Raw genomic sequence first — 15,941 nt, forward strand, 5'->3', positions numbered from 1 at the left:
CTTGTGCCGGGGTCCACCGCGCGGCACGTGATGCGGCGTGATGATCGAGCGTACACCGTGCGTCTACATTCTCGCCAGCGGCTATAACGGCGCATTGTATGTCGGCGTCACCTCGAACCTGATCGGGCGTATCGAGCAGCATCGTGCGGGAACTTTCGACGGCCACACGCGGAAATACGGTATTCGGCGGCTCGTCTATTTCGAGGTTGCGGAGACGATGGACGCTGCCATCGCGCGCGAAAAGCAGCTCAAGCGCTATCGGCGCGAGTGGAAACGCAATCTGATCGAGCGCGAGAACCCGGCCTGGAACGATTTTGCGGTCGGCTTCGGGCTGGAGCCGCTGGCCTAGCCGCCGGGCGGCTCGGTGGACCCCGGCACGAGGCCGGGGTGACGTATGAGTTCAGTTCGACCTCCCCGCCCGGCACGCGCCGCGGCGGGGTTTTTGTTTTGCATGAGGAGAATGACATGACGGACGTGATGGCGGATTCGCCGGAGAACGCATTTTCGGGCGCGTTTTCGGGTGTGGAGATGGGCGGGGCGCCACAATATGCTGGTGCCCGGCCGGTGTTGTCGGGCGCGCGGGCGCCGGGTGGGGCGGCGTTCGAGGGGTTCCTGCGATCGGGCGCGGTGATCGAGATGAAATCGTTCACCGGCGTCTCGGGCGATGCGGGCGGCTATGCGGTGCCGCGCGAGATCGATGCGCAGGTGGATGCGACGCTGCGCGCGATCTCGCCCATTCGCGGCATCGCCAATGTCGTGAAGGTGGGATCGGCGGGCTATCGCAAGCTGGTGACGACGGGCGGCACGCCATCGGGCTGGGCGGCGGAGGCCGATGCGCGGCCGGGCACGAACACGCCGGTCTTTGCCGAGATCGCGCCGCCGATGGGTGAGCTCTACGCCAATCCTTCGGCGAGCCAGGCGATGCTCGACGATGCCTTGTTCGATGTCGAGGGCTGGCTGGCCGGCGAGATCGCGATGGAGTTCGCCCGCGCCGAGGGGGCGGCGTTCGTGGGCGGCAGCGGCACGGCGCGGCCCAGGGGGTTCCTGCAGGCGCCGACGGCGGCGACGGCGGACGGCGTGCGCGCGTTCGGCACGCTGCAATATCTGGCGAGCGGGGCGGCGGGCGATTTCGCGAGCAACCCGCAGGACCGGCTGATCGACCTCGTCCAGAGCTTGCGCGGGCCGTACCGCCAGAACGGCACCTGGGTGATGAATTCGGCGACGCTGGCGCGCATCCGCAAGTTCAAGACCAGCGACGGCGCGTTCCTGTGGACGCCGGGCCTGTCGGCGGGGCAGCCGGCGACGCTGCTCGGCTATCCGGTGGTCGAGGCCGAGGACATGCCCGATATCGCCGCGGGGGCATTTGCGATCGCGTTCGGCGATTTCCGCTCTGGCTATCTGATCGCGGAGCGGAGCGAGACGGCGATCCTGCGCGATCCGTATTCGAACAAGCCGTTCGTGAATTTCTACGCGACGAAGCGCGTGGGCGGGTGCGTGAGCAATTCGGAGGCGATCAAGCTCCTCAAATTCAGCGCGAGCTGATGGCGGGCGAATAGGTTCGCGCAGAGGGCGCAGAGGACGCGGAGAAGAAAGAGAGTGGGAGCGGCCTTTGGCCGCTTTTTTTTGCTCTGCGGTCTCTGCGGTCTCTGCGCGACCATCTTCTTCGCAGGTTTCGGAGAACAACATGACATTCGAGAGCGGGGGGCCGGGCGATGTTTCGCTCGGGCCGGAGGATCGCGCGGCGGCGCTGGGCGAGGTGAAGGCGGTGCTGCGCGTCGTGAGCGATGACGAGGATGCGCTGGTGGTGGCGTTCGTCGAGGCGGCGCTGGGGCTGGCGGAGCGCTTTACCGGGCAGGTGCTGATCGCGCGCGAGATGCGCGCGGTGCTGGCGGCGCAGGCGGCGTGGCAGTGCGTCGGCGCGGGGCCGGTGCGGGCGATCACCTCCGTGGAGGCGATCGGCGCCATAGAAAATGGGGACGGCGCGGTGGTGCTGGGATCGGCGGCCTATGCGGTCGATATCGATGCCGGTGGCGAGGGCTGGGTGCGCAGCATCGACGCGGGCGCGGCGAAGCGGATCGCGGTGACGTTCGTCGCCGGGGCGGCTGCGGACTGGGCGGGCGTGCCGGGGCCGCTGCGGCAGGGCGTGGTGTTGCTGGCGGCGCATCTGTTCACCGCGCGCGACGAGCGCGATGCCCCGCCGGCGGCGGTGACGGCGCTGTGGCGGCCGTTCCGCCGGCTGGCGCTGGCGCGGCGGGTCTACGCATGAGCGCGGCGGAGGCGCGGGTGCGGCGCATCGCCGAGCTGCGGCGGCAGGGCGTGATCGCGGTGCTGGCGGCGCGGATATCGGACCAGATCCCGAACACGGTGGCGATGCCGGTCGAGGACGGGATCGTCATCACGACGCGGCTGGCGCTCGACGATGCACGGCTGCGCTGGATTTCGGAGCTGTTGCGGTGAGCGCGGAGGCCGAGGTGCATGCCGCGCTGCTGGCGGCGGTGCGCGCGGTGGCGGGGCTGAACGGCGTCTACGAGGGGCCGGCGGTGAAGGCATCGCCGCCCTATGCCGAGATCGGCGAACTGCTGAGCGCCGACTGGAGCGTCAAGGATCGTGCCGGGCGCGAGCTGCGCGTGGCGATCATGCTGCGCGATGCTGCGGAGGGGCCGGGACGGTTGCACGCGCTGGCGGGCGCGGTTGGGGATGCGGTGGAGGCGATGCCGCGGGTGCTGGGCGGGTGGCAGGTGGCGAGCCTGGCGTTCGTGCGCACGCGCGTGCTGCGGCCGGGGGCGGGGCGGTGGAGTGCGGTGGTGGAGTATCGGGTGCGGGTTTTGGCGGCGGGCTGATTGGTTCACGCGAAGGCGCTAAGGCGCGAAGAGAAGAAGGGTTTCGCGCAGGGGGCGCAGAGGGCGCTGAGAGGGAGTGCGCGCGGTAGCGCGCTTCTTTTATCGCAGGCCGTTTTGGTCTCCCGATCGTGAGGTTGCACGGCGGTCTCTGCGTTCCCTGCGTCCTCTGCGCGAACCAAATCTTCGCGCCTCCGCGCCTCCGCGTGAAAATTCTTTGGGAGATGAGAGATGGCAGCAGAATCGGGACGGGCGTTTTTGCTCAAGGTGGGGAATGGCGCGGTGCCGGTGGTGTATTCCACGGTCGCGGGGCTGCGGACGACGCAGCTTTCGGTGAACGGGGAGATGGTGGCGATCACCTCCAAGGATTCGGGCGGGTGGCGCGAATTGCTGTCGGGCGCGGGGGTGCGATCGGTCAGCGTATCGGGGGCGGGGGTGTTCACCGGATCGGCGGCGGAGACGCGGCTGCGCGGCAATGCGCTGTCGGGCGCGATCGACGATTACCGGCTGAGCTTCGAGAGCGGCGAGACGATGACGGGGCGCTTCCTGGTGACGCGGCTCGATTATGCCGGGGATTTCAATGGGGAGCGCAGCTACACATTGAGCCTGGAGAGTTCCGGGCCGGTGGTGGCAGCATGAGTCTCGGTGAGACCCTGCCCCACCCCAACCCCTCCCCTGAAGGGGAGGGGCTTTCCCGATTTGCCAATCCTGCGCGGGGCGAGGCTTCGCTGCGTGTCGCGGGGGAGACGATCGTGCTGCGGCCGAGCTTTGCAGCATTGTGTGCGGCGGAGGGCGAGATCGGGCCGCTGTTCGCGCTGGTCGACCGCGCGGCGGACGGGGCGCTGGGGCTGGGCGAGATGGTCGCCTTGTTCTGGTGGTGCGTGCGCGATCGGCCCGAGGGGCTGAGCCGCGAGGCGTTCGGCGAGGCGGTGGTGGCGGGCGGGCTCGCGGCGGCGACGCCGGTGCTGCGCGTGCTGCTCGGGCAGATTTTGAGCGGGCGGTGATGAGGGCGGCATCATTCCTCCCCGGCACGGGGAGGGGGACCGCGCCGCGAAGCGGCGTGGCGGAGGAGGCCTGCCGCGAGCGGACCGTCTGCGGAGAGCCCCCTCCACCATTCGCTGAAGAAGCGAATAGTCCCCCTTCCCGTGCCGGGGAGGAATTTGCGGCGGCGGCAGTCCGTCTGGCGGGGCTGGCGGGCGTGGCGTTCGGGTGGTCGCCCGAGGCTTTCTGGGGCGCGACGCCGGCGGAGCTGGCCGCGCTCGTCGCGGTGGTGGCGGGGGAGCGGGCCGCTCCGCCCGATGCAGCAACCTTGCAGCATTTGATGGAGGCGTTTCCCGATGGATGAGGAGATCGAGCGGCTGGTGATCAGCGTGCGCGCCGATACGGCGGGGTTCGCGCGTGACGTGGCCGACATGCGCGCGAGCCTGGACGGGCCGTTGGCGGCGGGCGCCGACCGGGCGGGGGCGGCGATCGAGAATGCGCTGGTGCGCGCGGCCAAGACCGGGAGCCTGGGGTTCGAGGATCTGCGCAAGGTGGCGCTGTCGGTGCTGGGCGATATCGCGAGCGCGGCGATCCGGGGCGGGATCGATGCGATCCTCGGCGGCGGGGGCGGGTCCGGGGGCGGGTTGCTGTCGGCGCTCGGCGGGCTGTTCGGCGCGCCGGGGCGGGCGACGGGCGGGCCGGTCTCGCCGATGCGGCCTTACTGGGTGGGCGAGCGCGGGCCGGAGCTGTTCGTGCCGACCGCGAGCGGGAGCGTGATGGCGGCGGGCGGCTCGGGCGGCGCGCGCGAGGTGCGGGTGGCGATTACGGTGAATGCGGCGAGCGGCGAGGGCGGGGCCGCGCTCGCGGCGTCGAGCCGGCAGGTGGCGCGGGCGGTGAAGGCGGCGTTGGGGCAAGGATGAACTACGCTCAGCCGACAAGACCCTAATCGACTACAAAGTCGAAGCGCGCGACGGTCCTCCCCGCGCCGACGCAATCAGCACGTCTCTGATCGGCGGCACGTTCCGGCGGTGTTTGCGGTGCCGGGGTGCGAGGGGGTGCCGTCCGAGGTGCGGGGTATATCGTCATGCCGTGCAGCAGCTTCAAATCGGGCGGCGGCGCATCGCAGACCCGCGAAATCGAGCTCAGAGCAGCGCGCGGATCGCGACGCGCCGCCGCCGCGCTGGGGATCTTGTCAAACAGACCGTGTTCCTTAAGCCAGACGGTCGCTTTGAGATGCGCCGCCTCAGCCTGCATCTCGTGATAGGTGCGAAAATACGTGCGGCCCAGCCGGTCATTGAAGCGCAAGGCGGTCGTGAGCGTGGGCTGTTTGCGAGTTCCAAGCACCGCACAGCGCATTTGCCGCAAGGTCGCGCTTTTCTGTCCGACAAAGACGCGCCAGACAAAGGGCCGCTCATCGTGGGCGATCCGCACGTGTTGGAAGCCACAGGCGGTCATCGCCTGTGCAAGCTCTTGTAGTCGCTTTGCGTCGCCCGGAATGGGAGGCAGATCCGACTGTGACGCGAGCGCGGCGGCGATGATCAGGACGAGCATGGGTACAGTGTCGCACCGTACATGTGCATCGGCAAGCTGATCCAAAGTCAAATTGGGAGGAAGCCGCATGGCATTCTGGCTGGCATCGCAGCGGACGGTGCAATCCGAAGGCGTGATCTCGCGGTTCGATCCGCGGTTCTGGACGGTGAATTTTCCGCGGCCGATGATGGCGGCGGTCACCACTATCGCGGCGGATGCGTTGCGGGTGGATGCGGTGTTCTATCGTCGGGACGATCTTGCGGGGGTGATCTGGGAGGCGGAGGACGGGCACGATCATCCGCTGCTGAAGTACGAGACGCGCCGGGATTTTCGCGGGTGCCGGCTGGCGTTCCGGTGGCGGTCCGGCGGGGTGATCGCGCTCGATGCGGTCAACGGCCCGGTGCTGACGATCGAGGGGCGCGATGCGGCGGGCGATCCCCGCGCGTGGTTCGTGCGGTTGTGGAATTATGCGGTCGGGGTGCCCGACGATGCTGCGGTTGTGGTGGATTTTGCTGCGGTCAACGGCGGCTTCCTGTTGCCGGGCGAGGCGGACCCGGTGTGGGCGGGGGATGTCGACCGGATGTTCCTGTCGATCGTGCCGCCGGGCTATGACGGGAGCGACGCGGCGCTTCCCGCTGCGACCGAGGGGTGGGTCGAGATCAGCGAGATCGCCTGCGAGGGATCGGGCGCGGTGCTGGCGATCGGCGACGTGGTGGTGCCGGAGCATGGGTTGTGCATCGCGAGCGGCTATGACGACAGCTATCACCTGACGCCGGCGCGGGTGCTGCGGAACGCGCTGCAGCTCGGCTATCGCGGGGCGATCACGCACTATCTCGGGATGAGCCATTATTTCCGGCTCGGCGCGGACGGGTCGGCGAGCCTGGACGGCGGGGCGCTGAATGTGGCGGCGGCGGCGTGGCAGCGCGACTTTGCTGCGCGCTGTGCTGCGCTGGGGTATGACGTGATCTGGTCGCTCAGTTACGAGCTGTTCGACGCGCATTGCCCGGCGGGGTGGAAGCAGCGGGCCTGGGACGGGTCGCCCGCGCTGACGGGGTGGGAGCCGCCCTCGGCGTTGCTGTCGCCGGCGCATGCGGGGGCGATGGCCTATCTGCGGGCGGTGGCTGCGGAGGTGATCGCGATCGCGGTGGCGGCGGGGCTTTCGCCGAAGTTCCAGGTCGGGGAGCCGTGGTGGTGGGTGATGCCCGATGGAAGGCCGTGCCTGTATGACGATGCGGCGCGGGCTGTGCTCGATCCGGTCGAGATCGCCGATGTGCGCGGGAGCCTGAGCGCGCCGCAGAAGGCTTTGCTCGATGCGGCGGGGGCGGTGCTGGCGGCGTCGACGGCGGCACTGGTGGCGAGCCTGCCTGCGGCGTGCGAGACGCATCTGCTGGCGTATCTGCCGGGGGTGCAGGACGAGATCGCGCGGGCGAATCTGCCGCTCGGGTGGGCGGCGCCCGCGTTCGATGTGCTGCAGCTCGAGGATTATGATTACGTCGTCGCGGGCAATGCCGCGGCGACCGCGCGGAGCGTCGCGGCGGCGCAGGCGCGGCTGGGCTACGCGACCGGGGCGACCGATTATTTCTCGGGCTTCGTGCTGCGGCCTGACCAGTTCGCCGACTGGCGTGAGATCGATGCGGCGGCGGAGGCGGCGCGGGCGCGGGGCGTGCGGCACGCCTTCGTCTGGGCGCTGCCGCAGGTGATGCGCGACGGGTTCGTACATTTTCAGGAGGAGGAGGCGGACGTGCAGCCATTCGACGACGTGCTGTTCCCGGTCGCGCTGGGACGCGAGGCGGAGGTCGCGCCGGAATATTCCACCGCGATCGTGACGAGCGCAGGCGGGCACGAGGCGCGCAATGCGAGCTGGGCGGCGGCGCGGACACGCTATGACGTCGGGCCGGGGGTGCGGTCCGAGGCGGATATCCAGGCGCTGCTGGCGTTCTTTCGCGCAAGGATGGGGCCGGCGCGGGGCTTCCGGTTGCGCGATCCGTTCGACTGGTCGTCAGGCGCGGGGACGGCGCTGGATCAGCGGATCGGGGTTGGGGACGGGGTGAATACGCGCTTCGCTCTGGTCAAGGCGTACGGGGAGGCGGTGCGGCGGATCACGCGGCCGGTTTCCGGGAGCGTGAAGGTGGCCGTGGACGGGGTGGAGACCTCGGCGTTTTCGGTGGTGGCGGGCGGGTTCGTCGAGCTGGATGCGGCGCCGGGCGACGGGGCGGTGGTGACGGCGGGCTATCTGTTCGACGTCGCGGTGCGCTTCGCCGAGGACCGGCTGAGCGTGACGCGCGCGACGTTTCTCGCGGGGGCTGCGGCGAGCGTGCCTCTCGTGGAGGTGCGGGAGGGGTAGGCTTTCGCACTTCACCCCTCCCGCCTTCGCGGGAGGGGCGGGGGAGGGTCTTCTTCTTTCGACGGCGGACCAAAAGAAGACCCTCACCGGCTCCGACTAGGGCCGCGTGAAGAACGCGACCCAAGTCTGCGCTGCCTCTCCCGCGAAAGCGGGAGAGGATTTGAGAGAGCGGGAGACATCTCATGACATTCCTCGAAGGCACGCTCACCACGATCGCCTTGTGCTGGCGGATCGAGCGGCGGGATGGGGTGGCGATCGGGCTGACGGCGCATGACCGCGACCTCGTCGTCGACGGGCTGGTGCATCGCGCCGCGCCGGGGATGACGCCCTCGGCGATCAAGCGCGGCGAGGGGCTCGAGGCCGACACGATGGACGTGACGGGGGCGCTGACCAGTGCGGCGATCAGCGAACGCGATCTGCTGGCGGGGCGGTGGGACGGGGCGCGGGTGATGCTGTTCGCGGTGGACTGGACGGGGGCGGATGCGTCGCGCGTCGATCTCGGCGAGGGGGCGATCGGGGCGGTCGAGACGAAGGACGGCGGCTTCACCGCCGAACTGCGCGGGGCGAGCGGCGTGCTGGAGCGGGCGATGGTGGAGGAGACCTCCGCCGAATGCCGCGCGGAGCTGGGCGACAAGAGGTGCCGCGTGGCGATGGCGGGGCGGCGGCGGTTCGCGCGCGTGGTGGCGGCGGAGGATACGGTGATGACGCTCGATGCCGCCGCGGCGGCGGATGTCTATGGCGGCGGGCTGCTGCGCTGGATCGGGGGCGGGAACGGCGGGCTGGAGAGCGCGGTCGCCGCCTCGGCGGGAGAGACAGTGACGTTGCGAGGCGCGCCGGTTTTCGATCCGGTGGGGGCGCTCGTCGAGGTGATCGAGGGGTGCGACAAAAGGCTGGCGACGTGCGCGGGGCGGTTCGGGAACGCGGCGAACTTTCGCGGCGAGCCGTATCTGCCGGGGATCGACCTGCTGACGCGGTATCCGGGGGCGTGATGAAGAGGGTGATCCCCAGCGAAGGCTGGGGCCCAGTCTCGAAGGTCGAGCCAACGGCGCGCAGCATCAGCCAAGAGGCGTCTCCCGACTGGGCCCCAGCCTTCGCTGGGGATCAGCGAGGGCAGCGCGCTGTCGCGGCGGCGCGGGGGGCGGTGGGGGCGCGGTTCCGGTTTCAGGGGCGCGACCCCGCGTTCGGGCTCGATTGCGTGGGGCTGGCGGGGCTGGCGATGCGGGCGGCGGGGTGTCGGGCCGCGATACCCGACGGATATGCGCTGCGTGGGGGCGATCCGGCGGTGGCGATCGATGCGACCGGGTTGATGCGCGTGGCCGCGCCTGTGCCTGGCGACCTGCTGTTGTTCATGGCGGGGGCGGGGCAGTTCCATCTCGCGGTGATGGTGCCGGGCGGGATCGTCCATGCCGATGCGATGCTGCGGCGGGTGGTCGAGCGGCCGGGCGATGCGCCGTGGCCGCTGGTCGCGGCGTGGCGTTGGGAGGATTAATCATGGCGACTTTGGTGCTGACGACGATCGGCGGGCTGTTCGGGCCGGTCGGCGCGGCGATCGGCGCGATCGCGGGGCAGGCGATCGACCGCGACGTGCTGTTCAAGCCGCCCGGCCGGCAGGGGCCGCGCCTCACCGAGCTCGCGGTGCAGGTCTCGTCCTACGGCACGCCGATCCAGAAGGTGTTCGGGACGATGCGCGTGGCGGGCTGCGTGATCTGGTCGACCGACCTGATCGAGAGCCGCGACACGCAGAGCACGGGCAAGGGCCAGCCGACGCTGACGAGCTACAGCTATGCGGCGAGCTTCGCGGTGGCGCTGTCGGGGCGGCCGGTTTCGGGTGTCGGGCGGATCTGGGCGGACGGGAAGCTGCTGCGCGGGGCTGCGGGCGACTTCAAGGTGTCGTGCGTGTTCCGGCTGCATCAGGGCGGCGAGGATCAGGCGGCGGACCCGTTGATCGCTTCGGCGGAAGGGGCGGGGCTGGCACCGGCGCACCGCGGATTGGCCTATGCGGTGTTCGAGACTCTGCAGCTCGCGGATTACGGCAACCGCATCCCCTCGCTGACGTTCGAGGTGATCGGCGATGCCGGCCCGGTGGCGGCGGGGGCGATCGCGGACGAGCTTTCGGGCGGGGCGATCGACGGGGCGGATGCGGCGCTGCCGTTGCCGGGCTTCGCGGCTTACGGCGACAGCGTGCGGGCGGTGGCGGAGACGCTGGGGCAGGCGGCGGGGGCGTGGTTCGTGCCCGTCGGCGGTGGCCTCGCGATGCGGGCGACGGCGGCGGCGGAGCGCGAGATCGCCGACGACGGCGTGGCGGAGGGGGCGGACCACGGCGCGCGCGGACGGCGGAGTGCCGCGGCGATCGAGACGGTGCCGCATGCGCTCTCGCTCTCGTATTACGATCCGGCGCGCGATTATCAGACGGGCGTGCAGCGCGCGCGGCGGCCGGGGGCGGGCACACGCGAGACGCGGATCGAGATGCCCGCCGTGCTGGGTGCCGATGCGGCCAAGGCGATGGCGGAGGGGGCGCTGGCGCGGGCCGAAGCGGCGCGCGAGCGGCGGACGGTGACGCTCGGCTGGGATGCGCTGGGCGTGTCGCCCGGCGCATGCGTGACGATCGCGGGGGTGCGCGGGACGTGGCGGGTGAGCGGCTGGAGCCTGGAGAAGATGGTGCTGTCGCTGGAGTGCGTGCGGTTGCCGGTGTCCTCGCCGGCCTTGCCCGCCAGCCCCGGACGGGTGGTGAGCGCGCCCGACCGGCTGGCGGGGGCGACGATCCTGCATGCCTTCGAGATCCCGCCGCTGGGCGACGAGACGCTGGCGGCACCGCGGCTGACGGTGGCGGCGGCGGGGACCGCGCCGGGGTGGCGGCGCGCGGCCTTGTTATACAGTGTGGACGATGGCGAGCGCTGGGTCGCGGCGGGAGCGACGGCGGCTCCGGCGGTGATCGGTACGATCGTGTCGCTGCCGATCGCGACGGGGGCGGCGCTGATCGACCGGCGATCCGTGGTCGAGGTGGAGCTGGCGCATGCGGGCATGGCGCTGTCGGGGGCGGATGGGCGGGCGCTCGACATGGGCGCGAATGTCGCGCTGCTGGGCGAGGAGCTGATCCAGTTCGGTGCGGCCACGCAGGTGGCCGCGCGGCGCTGGCGGCTGTCGACGCTGTGGCGCGGGCGGCGCGGCACCGAGGGCGCGATCGGCACGCAGGCGGTGGGCGACCGCTTCGTCCTGCTGTCGGCCGATGCGAGCGTGGCGATCGACCTGCCGCTCTCCGCCCTCGGCCGGGCGGTGCGGGTAATCGCATCGGGCATCGGCGATACCGGCGGGCCGGTGAGCGTGACGGCGGGGATGACGGGCCTGTCGGTGCTGCCGCCCGCGCCGGTGGGCCTGCGCGCAGTCGAGCTGGGCGGGGGCGACGTGTTTCTGCGCTGGACGCGGCGGAGCCGGGCGGGGTGGCGCTGGATCGACGGGGTCGATGCGCCGCTCGCCGAGGAGCGCGAGGCGTACCGGCTGACGATCGAGTCCGGCGGCGTGGCGCGGATCGTCGAGACGAGCGCGCCCGAATGGACCGTGACGGCGGCCGAGCGCGGGACGGGGTTGCGTGTCACCGTCCGCCAGACCGGCGCGGCGGGCGAATCGCCGGCGGCGGAGATCAACATAGGCCATTGGGAGGGTTGAGATGAGCGACGACACCACGAATCGCCTGAAGCTGCCGTTGCTGAGCGCGGGGCAGGCGCAGAAGGAACTGACGCATAACGAGGCGCTGACGCTGATCGACATGACGGTTCAGCCCGTGGTGATGGCGGTGGAGGTGAACACGCCGCCGCCTGCGCCGGTGGCGGGGCAATGCTGGATCGTGGGCGCTGCGCCGGCGGGAGCGTGGAGCGGGCAGGCGAACGCGCTGGCGGGATGGACGGCGGGGGGCTGGCGATTCGTCGCGCCGCCCGAGGGGTGCGCGGTATGGAGCGTGGCCGACGGCGCGGCGGCGCGGTTTCTGGACGGCGGCTGGTCGACCGGGGTGATCCGCGGCGCGCGCGTCGAGATCGACGGTACGAAGGTGATCGGCGCGCGGCTGGCGGCGATCGCCGGGCCGGCGGGCGGCGCGACCGTCGATGCGGAGGCGCGCACGGCGATCGGCGCGATCCTCGCTGCATTGCGGGAGCACGGCCTGATCGCCGCCTAGGCGGCGAAAACCCGGCCCCGCAGGCTTTATGTTGCGCATCTGCAACAGTTTGGGAAATTTGTTCGCTTGCACGGAAACCCCTGTCGGACTAGGGAGTTTGGGCTGTCCATGTGACACCGAATGAAAGGGGATTTCTATGCGGAAGCTTGCCGTAATCATCGCGCTCGCCTCCACTGCTCTTGCAACGCCTGCTCTGGCCCGCGACAAGTCGTGGTACGTCGGCGTTGAAGGCGGCGGGATGATCGTCGAGAATCTGAAGTTCGACATCGGGACGGTTCCCAGCGCTTCGACGCTGAAGAGCCGCAACGGGTATGACGTCGACGGCGTGATCGGTTACGATCTCGGCGCGTTCCGTCTTGAAGCCGAAGTCGGCTACAAGCGTGCGACGATCAAGAACTACACGACCAACATCACCATCCCCGGCCTGCCGGCGGGTTCGTACAACTCGTTCGGCAACAATTCCGCGCTGAGCTTCATGGTCAACGGCCTGCTCGACTTCGGTGACGACAACGGCGTTCAGGGCTTTGTCGGCGGCGGCGTCGGCGTCGCCCGCGTTCGTGCGGGCGGCTATCGCATCCCGGGTTCGGCGAACGCCTTCCTCGACGACAGCGACACCGTGTTTGCCTGGCAGGGCCTGGCCGGCGTTCGCGCGCCGCTGTCGAAGCATGTCGATGTCTCGCTGAAGTATCGTTTCTTCAACGCCGACAACGTCAAGCTGATCTCCGCGGCCGGTTCGCAGTACAACACGCGCTTCCGCTCGCACAGCCTGCTCGGTGGCCTGACGTACAACTTCGGTGCGCCGGAAGAGCCGCTGCCGCCGGCACCGCCGCCCCCGCCGCCGGCCGAGCCGACCCCGCCGCCGCCGCCTCCGGTTGCTGCGCCCTGCTCGCCGGGACCGTTCATCGTGTTCTTCGAGTGGGACAAGTCGGACATCACGCCGGAAGCGGCGTCGATCCTCGACAACGCGATCTCGCAGTACGCTTCGTGCGGCAATGCCCAGGTCATGCTGGCAGGCTTCGCGGATCGCTCGGGCAAGCCGACCTACAACGTCGGTCTCTCGCAGCGCCGTGCGGACTCGGTGAAGGCCTATCTGTCGTCGCACTCGATCCCCGAGGCGAACGTCACGACCCAGGCGTTCGGCGAAGACCCCGCCCACCTGCGCGTTCAGACCGCGGACGGTGTCCGCGAGGTCCAGAACCGTCGCGTGGAGATCACCTACGGACCGGGTTCGGGCCAGTAAGCTCGATCTCGACCCGAAGGGGTACGAAACAGAGAGGGGGTCGCTTCGGCGGCCCCCTTTTTGTTTGTGCCGTATGCGGACCGTCGGGTTCGGGGCCCGACAATCGCAGGCGAAGGGGATTGCGGCGTTCCCCTTAAGCGTGCGACTTTCCGCCGATGCAGCTGACGCGACGATCCGCGCTGGGTTTCTTCGGCGCGACGGCGATTGCGATCACGACGCGCGCCGCATCCGCCCGGCCGTTCCCGCCTGACCTCAGCCAGCTCTCGCCGAAGCAACGCGCCGATTACGAGGCGATGCACGCGCGCATGATGGCTGCGTTTCCGTACGAACGGTTGACCGTGCCCGGCGGCGACGCGCTGGCCGAATGGGAGAAGCTGAGCCGCTCGGGGCGCGGCTGGCCGGTCATCGTCGGCGGCGACGACGATCTCGAGCGGATCGTCGACCAGTTCACGATGGCCGATCCTTCGGTTTCAGGGGTTGTCGTGCCGGGTCTTGATGCCCGCAGCCCGAAGGATATCCTCGCGGCGGCAGCGCGATTGCGCTTCCCCGCCGATCTGCAGAAATGGTCCGGCGCGTACCGGCCGCAAGACCTGCGGGCGCCGGAGGGCGCGTGGCCCGCAGCCGTCGACGTTCAGCCCGGACCGACGCTGATCTCCGACGTAATTTCGGGAAAAGTCCATGAGCGCGTACACATCGTCCTCCTCCCGACCGCCAGCGGTTGGGAAGCGCCCGCCTATCTGCGCTGGGGCGGCTGGAACGCCTGCCCGCCGCCGGAATATCACGTCGCGGCGCTGCGCAGATGGCACGAGGCATCCGGCGCGGTGCTCGTCGGCGTGAATGGCGACACGATGAACCTGCGGGCGACGACACGGCCACGCGACCGCGCGGCGGCGCGGGCACTGGCGCGGGAGCAATATGGTTATTGCCCCGATATCGTCGATCAGGGCGTGAGCACGATTTCTGCACTCGCCGCCGAGCTGATGGCCTCCGATTGGTGGCATCTCTGGTGGGACTAACTAGTCGCCCACCGCCGCCGCCAGCCACGCCGGCATCAGCGCGTCGCCGGGGTCTTCCACGCGGCGGAGGTCTACCATCAGGCCGAGGTCGGGGTAGGTCGTGCGGGTCTTGTCGTTCGGCTCGCCGAGGGGAGCTACCATCAGGCGGCGGTTGACCTTGCTGCGGTGGTGCATGCGGGCGGTGTTTTCCTGGCCGACGTAGCAGCCCTTGGTGAAGCTGACGCCGTTCAGCTCGCGCGCGTTGGCTTCGAGCCAGAGCGTCTTGTCGCTGCCGAGTTCCTCCAGCCCTTCGGTCACGCCGAGCGACAGGCGGTGCGCGTGCCAGCCGGTCGCGGGTTCGCCCGCTCCGCCGAGCCAGCGGCGGCCTAGTTCGGGCAGGCGGGGGTCGGAGGTGGCGTCACCTTCGAGCGACCAGTGGACTGCGCCGGGGGCGGGTTCGATCGTGATCGCGCGGCGGAGGCGATACATAGTGAGGCGCTTCGCCAGCGTCTCGGCGGCGGCGGTCTCGCAGTCGATCAGGATCGCCTCGCCATCGGCCCAGAGCAGGAAATCGTAGAGCGCCTTGCCCTGGGGGGTGAGCAGCCCGCCCCAGCGCGGGGCGCTCGTATCGAGGCTGGCCACGTCCTGCGTGACGAGACCCTGCAGGAAGCCGCGCACGTCCTCCCCGGAAATGCGGATGAGGGAGCGGTCGGCGAGCGTGGTTGCGGTCATGAATCGTACCTAGGGTGCCGGACCCGGAATCCCAAGCGCTGGCGATTTGCGTGACGGGCGATTAGGCAGGGCCGATGACCGACCGCCTGACGATCCGCCGCCCCGACGACTGGCATGTCCACCTGCGCGACGGCGAGATGCTGCGCGCGGTCGTGCCCGATACCGCCGCGCAGTTCGCGCGCGCGATCGTCATGCCCAATCTCACGCCGCCGGTGACGAGCGTCGCGGCGGCCGAGGCGTATCGCGCGCGCATCCTGGCGGCGGTGCCCGAGGGCGTGGACTTCACGCCGCTGATGACATGCTACCTCACCGACGCCGCCGATGCCGGGGAAATTGCGCGCGGTTTCGAGGGCGGTGCGTTCACCGCGTGCAAGCTCTACCCCGCGCATGCGACCACCAACTCCGCGCACGGCGTCACCGATATTCGCGCGCTGGGCGACGTGCTCGAGACGATGCAGCGGATCGGCATGCCGCTGCTCATCCACGGCGAAGTGACCGACCGCGCGGTCGATATCTTCGACCGCGAGGCGGTGTTCGTCGAGCGCACGCTCGCGCCGCTGGTGCGCGATTTCCCGGCGCTGAAGATCGTGTTCGAGCATATCACCACCGCCGAGGCGGTCGATTTCGTGATGGCGGGGCCGCCGACCGTGGCGGCGACGATCACGCCGCAGCACCTCCATCTCAACCGCAACGCCCTGTTCGACGGGGGGCTGCGGCCGCATGCCTATTGCCTGCCGGTGGTAAAGCGCGAGCGCCACCGCCTGGCGGTGCGCGCGGCAGCGGTGTCGGGTTCGGCGAAATTCTTCCTCGGCACCGACAGCGCGCCGCACGCCGTGGGGCGCAAGGAAGCGGCGTGCGGATGCGCCGGCATCTACAATGCGCCGTTCGCGTTGGAGAGCTACCTGCAGGTGTTCGACGAGGAAGGCGCGCTCGACCGGTTCGAGGGGTTCGCCTCGGTCCATGGCCCGAACTTCTACGGATTGCCGCTCAACGAGGGCCGGGTGACGCTGGAGCGCGGTGCGGTCGCGGTGCCGGAACGGGTCGGGAGCGGCGAGACGGCGCTGGTGCCGTTCCATGCCGGCGAGACGCTCGGCTGGCGCGTGGTCGCGTAGCG

The 15,941-nt window shown here is 70.3% G+C and carries 19 protein-coding genes; 17 read left to right on the forward strand and 2 right to left on the reverse strand.

Annotated features, from left to right (window positions below):
- The first annotated feature begins 40 nt into the window (after positions 1–40).
- From Q5H94_RS15500 to Q5H94_RS15540, 9 genes are all read left to right on the forward strand, one after another.
- Positions 41–349 carry a GIY-YIG nuclease family protein gene (locus tag Q5H94_RS15500; RefSeq protein WP_304562202.1) on the forward strand — a complete coding sequence of 103 codons (309 nt, stop codon included), beginning with the start codon at positions 41–43 and terminating at the stop codon, positions 347–349.
- Positions 350–465: 116 nt separating this feature from the next.
- Positions 466–1,542 carry a phage major capsid protein gene (locus Q5H94_RS15505; RefSeq protein WP_304562203.1) on the forward strand — a complete coding sequence of 359 codons (1,077 nt, stop codon included), beginning with the start codon at positions 466–468 and terminating at the stop codon, positions 1,540–1,542.
- Positions 1,543–1,684: 142 nt separating this feature from the next.
- Positions 1,685–2,266 (forward strand): head-tail connector protein, encoded by a 582-nt coding sequence (locus Q5H94_RS15510; RefSeq protein WP_304562204.1) that lies wholly within the window; start codon positions 1,685–1,687, stop codon positions 2,264–2,266.
- On the forward strand, positions 2,263–2,457 hold the full coding sequence (locus Q5H94_RS15515) for a hypothetical protein (protein WP_304562205.1): 195 nt from the start codon (positions 2,263–2,265) through the stop codon (positions 2,455–2,457). The genes Q5H94_RS15510 and Q5H94_RS15515 overlap by 4 nt, the downstream gene beginning before the upstream one ends.
- Positions 2,454–2,840, forward strand: coding sequence for a DUF3168 domain-containing protein (locus tag Q5H94_RS15520; RefSeq protein ID WP_304562206.1), 387 nt, complete (start codon positions 2,454–2,456; stop codon positions 2,838–2,840). Before Q5H94_RS15515 ends, Q5H94_RS15520 begins: the two co-directional genes overlap by 4 nt.
- 228 nt (positions 2,841–3,068) lie before the next feature.
- The gene (locus Q5H94_RS15525; RefSeq protein WP_304562207.1) at positions 3,069–3,476 is read left to right on the forward strand and encodes a phage major tail protein, TP901-1 family; all 408 of its coding nucleotides are present in this window, start codon (positions 3,069–3,071) and stop codon (positions 3,474–3,476) included.
- Positions 3,473–3,841, forward strand: coding sequence for a gene transfer agent family protein (locus tag Q5H94_RS15530; RefSeq protein WP_304562208.1), 369 nt, complete (start codon positions 3,473–3,475; stop codon positions 3,839–3,841). Before Q5H94_RS15525 ends, Q5H94_RS15530 begins: the two co-directional genes overlap by 4 nt.
- Before the next feature lie 194 nt (positions 3,842–4,035).
- The gene (locus tag Q5H94_RS15535; protein WP_431312175.1) at positions 4,036–4,182 is read left to right on the forward strand and encodes a phage tail assembly chaperone; all 147 of its coding nucleotides are present in this window, start codon (positions 4,036–4,038) and stop codon (positions 4,180–4,182) included.
- Entirely contained in the window at positions 4,175–4,738 is a 564-nt protein-coding gene (locus Q5H94_RS15540) for a tail tape measure protein (RefSeq protein ID WP_304562209.1), read from the forward strand. The genes Q5H94_RS15535 and Q5H94_RS15540 overlap by 8 nt, the downstream gene beginning before the upstream one ends.
- A gap of 22 nt (positions 4,739–4,760) precedes the next feature.
- On the opposite strand, the gene Q5H94_RS15545 is transcribed toward Q5H94_RS15540, so the two are convergent.
- Positions 4,761–5,369 carry a hypothetical protein gene (locus tag Q5H94_RS15545; RefSeq protein ID WP_304562210.1) on the reverse strand — a complete coding sequence of 203 codons (609 nt, stop codon included), beginning with the start codon at positions 5,367–5,369 and terminating at the stop codon, positions 4,761–4,763.
- 67 nt (positions 5,370–5,436) lie between these two features.
- Between Q5H94_RS15545 and Q5H94_RS15550 the strand changes: the two genes are divergently transcribed.
- The 7 genes from Q5H94_RS15550 (at position 5,437) to Q5H94_RS15580 (ending at position 14,116) form a co-directional block, all read left to right on the forward strand.
- Positions 5,437–7,692: a DUF2460 domain-containing protein gene (locus tag Q5H94_RS15550; RefSeq protein ID WP_304562211.1), complete on the forward strand. Its 2,256-nt coding sequence runs from the start codon at positions 5,437–5,439 to the stop codon at positions 7,690–7,692.
- A gap of 182 nt (positions 7,693–7,874) precedes the next feature.
- On the forward strand, positions 7,875–8,681 hold the full coding sequence (locus Q5H94_RS15555) for a DUF2163 domain-containing protein (RefSeq protein ID WP_304562212.1): 807 nt from the start codon (positions 7,875–7,877) through the stop codon (positions 8,679–8,681).
- A gap of 152 nt (positions 8,682–8,833) precedes the next feature.
- Positions 8,834–9,181, forward strand: a complete 348-nt coding sequence (locus tag Q5H94_RS15560; protein ID WP_304562213.1) for a peptidoglycan endopeptidase — start codon at positions 8,834–8,836, stop codon at positions 9,179–9,181.
- 2 nt (positions 9,182–9,183) lie between these two features.
- Positions 9,184–11,355: a phage tail protein gene (locus tag Q5H94_RS15565; protein WP_304562214.1), complete on the forward strand. Its 2,172-nt coding sequence runs from the start codon at positions 9,184–9,186 to the stop codon at positions 11,353–11,355.
- Position 11,356: 1 nt separating this feature from the next.
- The gene (locus Q5H94_RS15570; RefSeq protein WP_304562215.1) at positions 11,357–11,860 is read left to right on the forward strand and encodes a DUF2793 domain-containing protein; all 504 of its coding nucleotides are present in this window, start codon (positions 11,357–11,359) and stop codon (positions 11,858–11,860) included.
- A gap of 136 nt (positions 11,861–11,996) precedes the next feature.
- A complete protein-coding gene (locus Q5H94_RS15575; protein ID WP_304562216.1) occupies positions 11,997–13,100 on the forward strand; it encodes an OmpA family protein in 1,104 nt (367 codons plus the stop codon).
- 155 nt (positions 13,101–13,255) lie between these two features.
- A complete protein-coding gene (locus Q5H94_RS15580) occupies positions 13,256–14,116 on the forward strand; it encodes a DUF4253 domain-containing protein (RefSeq protein WP_304562217.1) in 861 nt (286 codons plus the stop codon).
- Here Q5H94_RS15580 and ygfZ read toward each other — a convergent pair whose 3' ends face one another.
- Entirely contained in the window at positions 14,117–14,827 is a 711-nt protein-coding gene (gene ygfZ / locus Q5H94_RS15585) for a CAF17-like 4Fe-4S cluster assembly/insertion protein YgfZ (protein ID WP_304562218.1), read from the reverse strand.
- 74 nt (positions 14,828–14,901) lie between these two features.
- On the opposite strand from ygfZ, the gene pyrC reads away from it, so the two are divergent.
- Positions 14,902–15,939, forward strand: a complete 1,038-nt coding sequence (gene pyrC, locus Q5H94_RS15590) for a dihydroorotase (protein WP_304562219.1) — start codon at positions 14,902–14,904, stop codon at positions 15,937–15,939.
- Positions 15,940–15,941: the final 2 nt, after the last annotated feature.

The organism is Sphingomonas immobilis (assembly GCF_030580995.1).
Lineage (GTDB): Bacteria > Pseudomonadota > Alphaproteobacteria > Sphingomonadales > Sphingomonadaceae > Sphingomonas > Sphingomonas immobilis.

Bases quoted from the DNA above. Each gene is read 5' to 3' on its own strand.
- Q5H94_RS15500 (WP_304562202.1), top strand. From the start codon at position 41: ATGATCGAGCGTACACCGTGCGTCTACATTCTCGCCAGCGGCTATAAC.
- Q5H94_RS15505 (WP_304562203.1), top strand. From the start codon at position 466: ATGACGGACGTGATGGCGGATTCGCCGGAGAACGCATTTTCGGGCGCG.
- Q5H94_RS15510 (WP_304562204.1), top strand. From the start codon at position 1,685: ATGACATTCGAGAGCGGGGGGCCGGGCGATGTTTCGCTCGGGCCGGAG.
- Q5H94_RS15515 (WP_304562205.1), top strand. From the start codon at position 2,263: ATGAGCGCGGCGGAGGCGCGGGTGCGGCGCATCGCCGAGCTGCGGCGG.
- Q5H94_RS15525 (WP_304562207.1), top strand. From the start codon at position 3,069: ATGGCAGCAGAATCGGGACGGGCGTTTTTGCTCAAGGTGGGGAATGGC.
- Q5H94_RS15530 (WP_304562208.1), top strand. From the start codon at position 3,473: ATGAGTCTCGGTGAGACCCTGCCCCACCCCAACCCCTCCCCTGAAGGG.
- Q5H94_RS15540 (WP_304562209.1), top strand. From the start codon at position 4,175: ATGGATGAGGAGATCGAGCGGCTGGTGATCAGCGTGCGCGCCGATACG.
- Q5H94_RS15545 (WP_304562210.1), bottom strand. From the start codon at position 5,369: ATGCTCGTCCTGATCATCGCCGCCGCGCTCGCGTCACAGTCGGATCTG.
- Q5H94_RS15550 (WP_304562211.1), top strand. From the start codon at position 5,437: ATGGCATTCTGGCTGGCATCGCAGCGGACGGTGCAATCCGAAGGCGTG.
- Q5H94_RS15555 (WP_304562212.1), top strand. From the start codon at position 7,875: ATGACATTCCTCGAAGGCACGCTCACCACGATCGCCTTGTGCTGGCGG.
- Q5H94_RS15565 (WP_304562214.1), top strand. From the start codon at position 9,184: ATGGCGACTTTGGTGCTGACGACGATCGGCGGGCTGTTCGGGCCGGTC.
- Q5H94_RS15570 (WP_304562215.1), top strand. From the start codon at position 11,357: ATGAGCGACGACACCACGAATCGCCTGAAGCTGCCGTTGCTGAGCGCG.
- Q5H94_RS15575 (WP_304562216.1), top strand. From the start codon at position 11,997: ATGCGGAAGCTTGCCGTAATCATCGCGCTCGCCTCCACTGCTCTTGCA.
- Q5H94_RS15580 (WP_304562217.1), top strand. From the start codon at position 13,256: ATGCAGCTGACGCGACGATCCGCGCTGGGTTTCTTCGGCGCGACGGCG.
- ygfZ (WP_304562218.1), bottom strand. From the start codon at position 14,827: ATGACCGCAACCACGCTCGCCGACCGCTCCCTCATCCGCATTTCCGGG.
- pyrC (WP_304562219.1), top strand. From the start codon at position 14,902: ATGACCGACCGCCTGACGATCCGCCGCCCCGACGACTGGCATGTCCAC.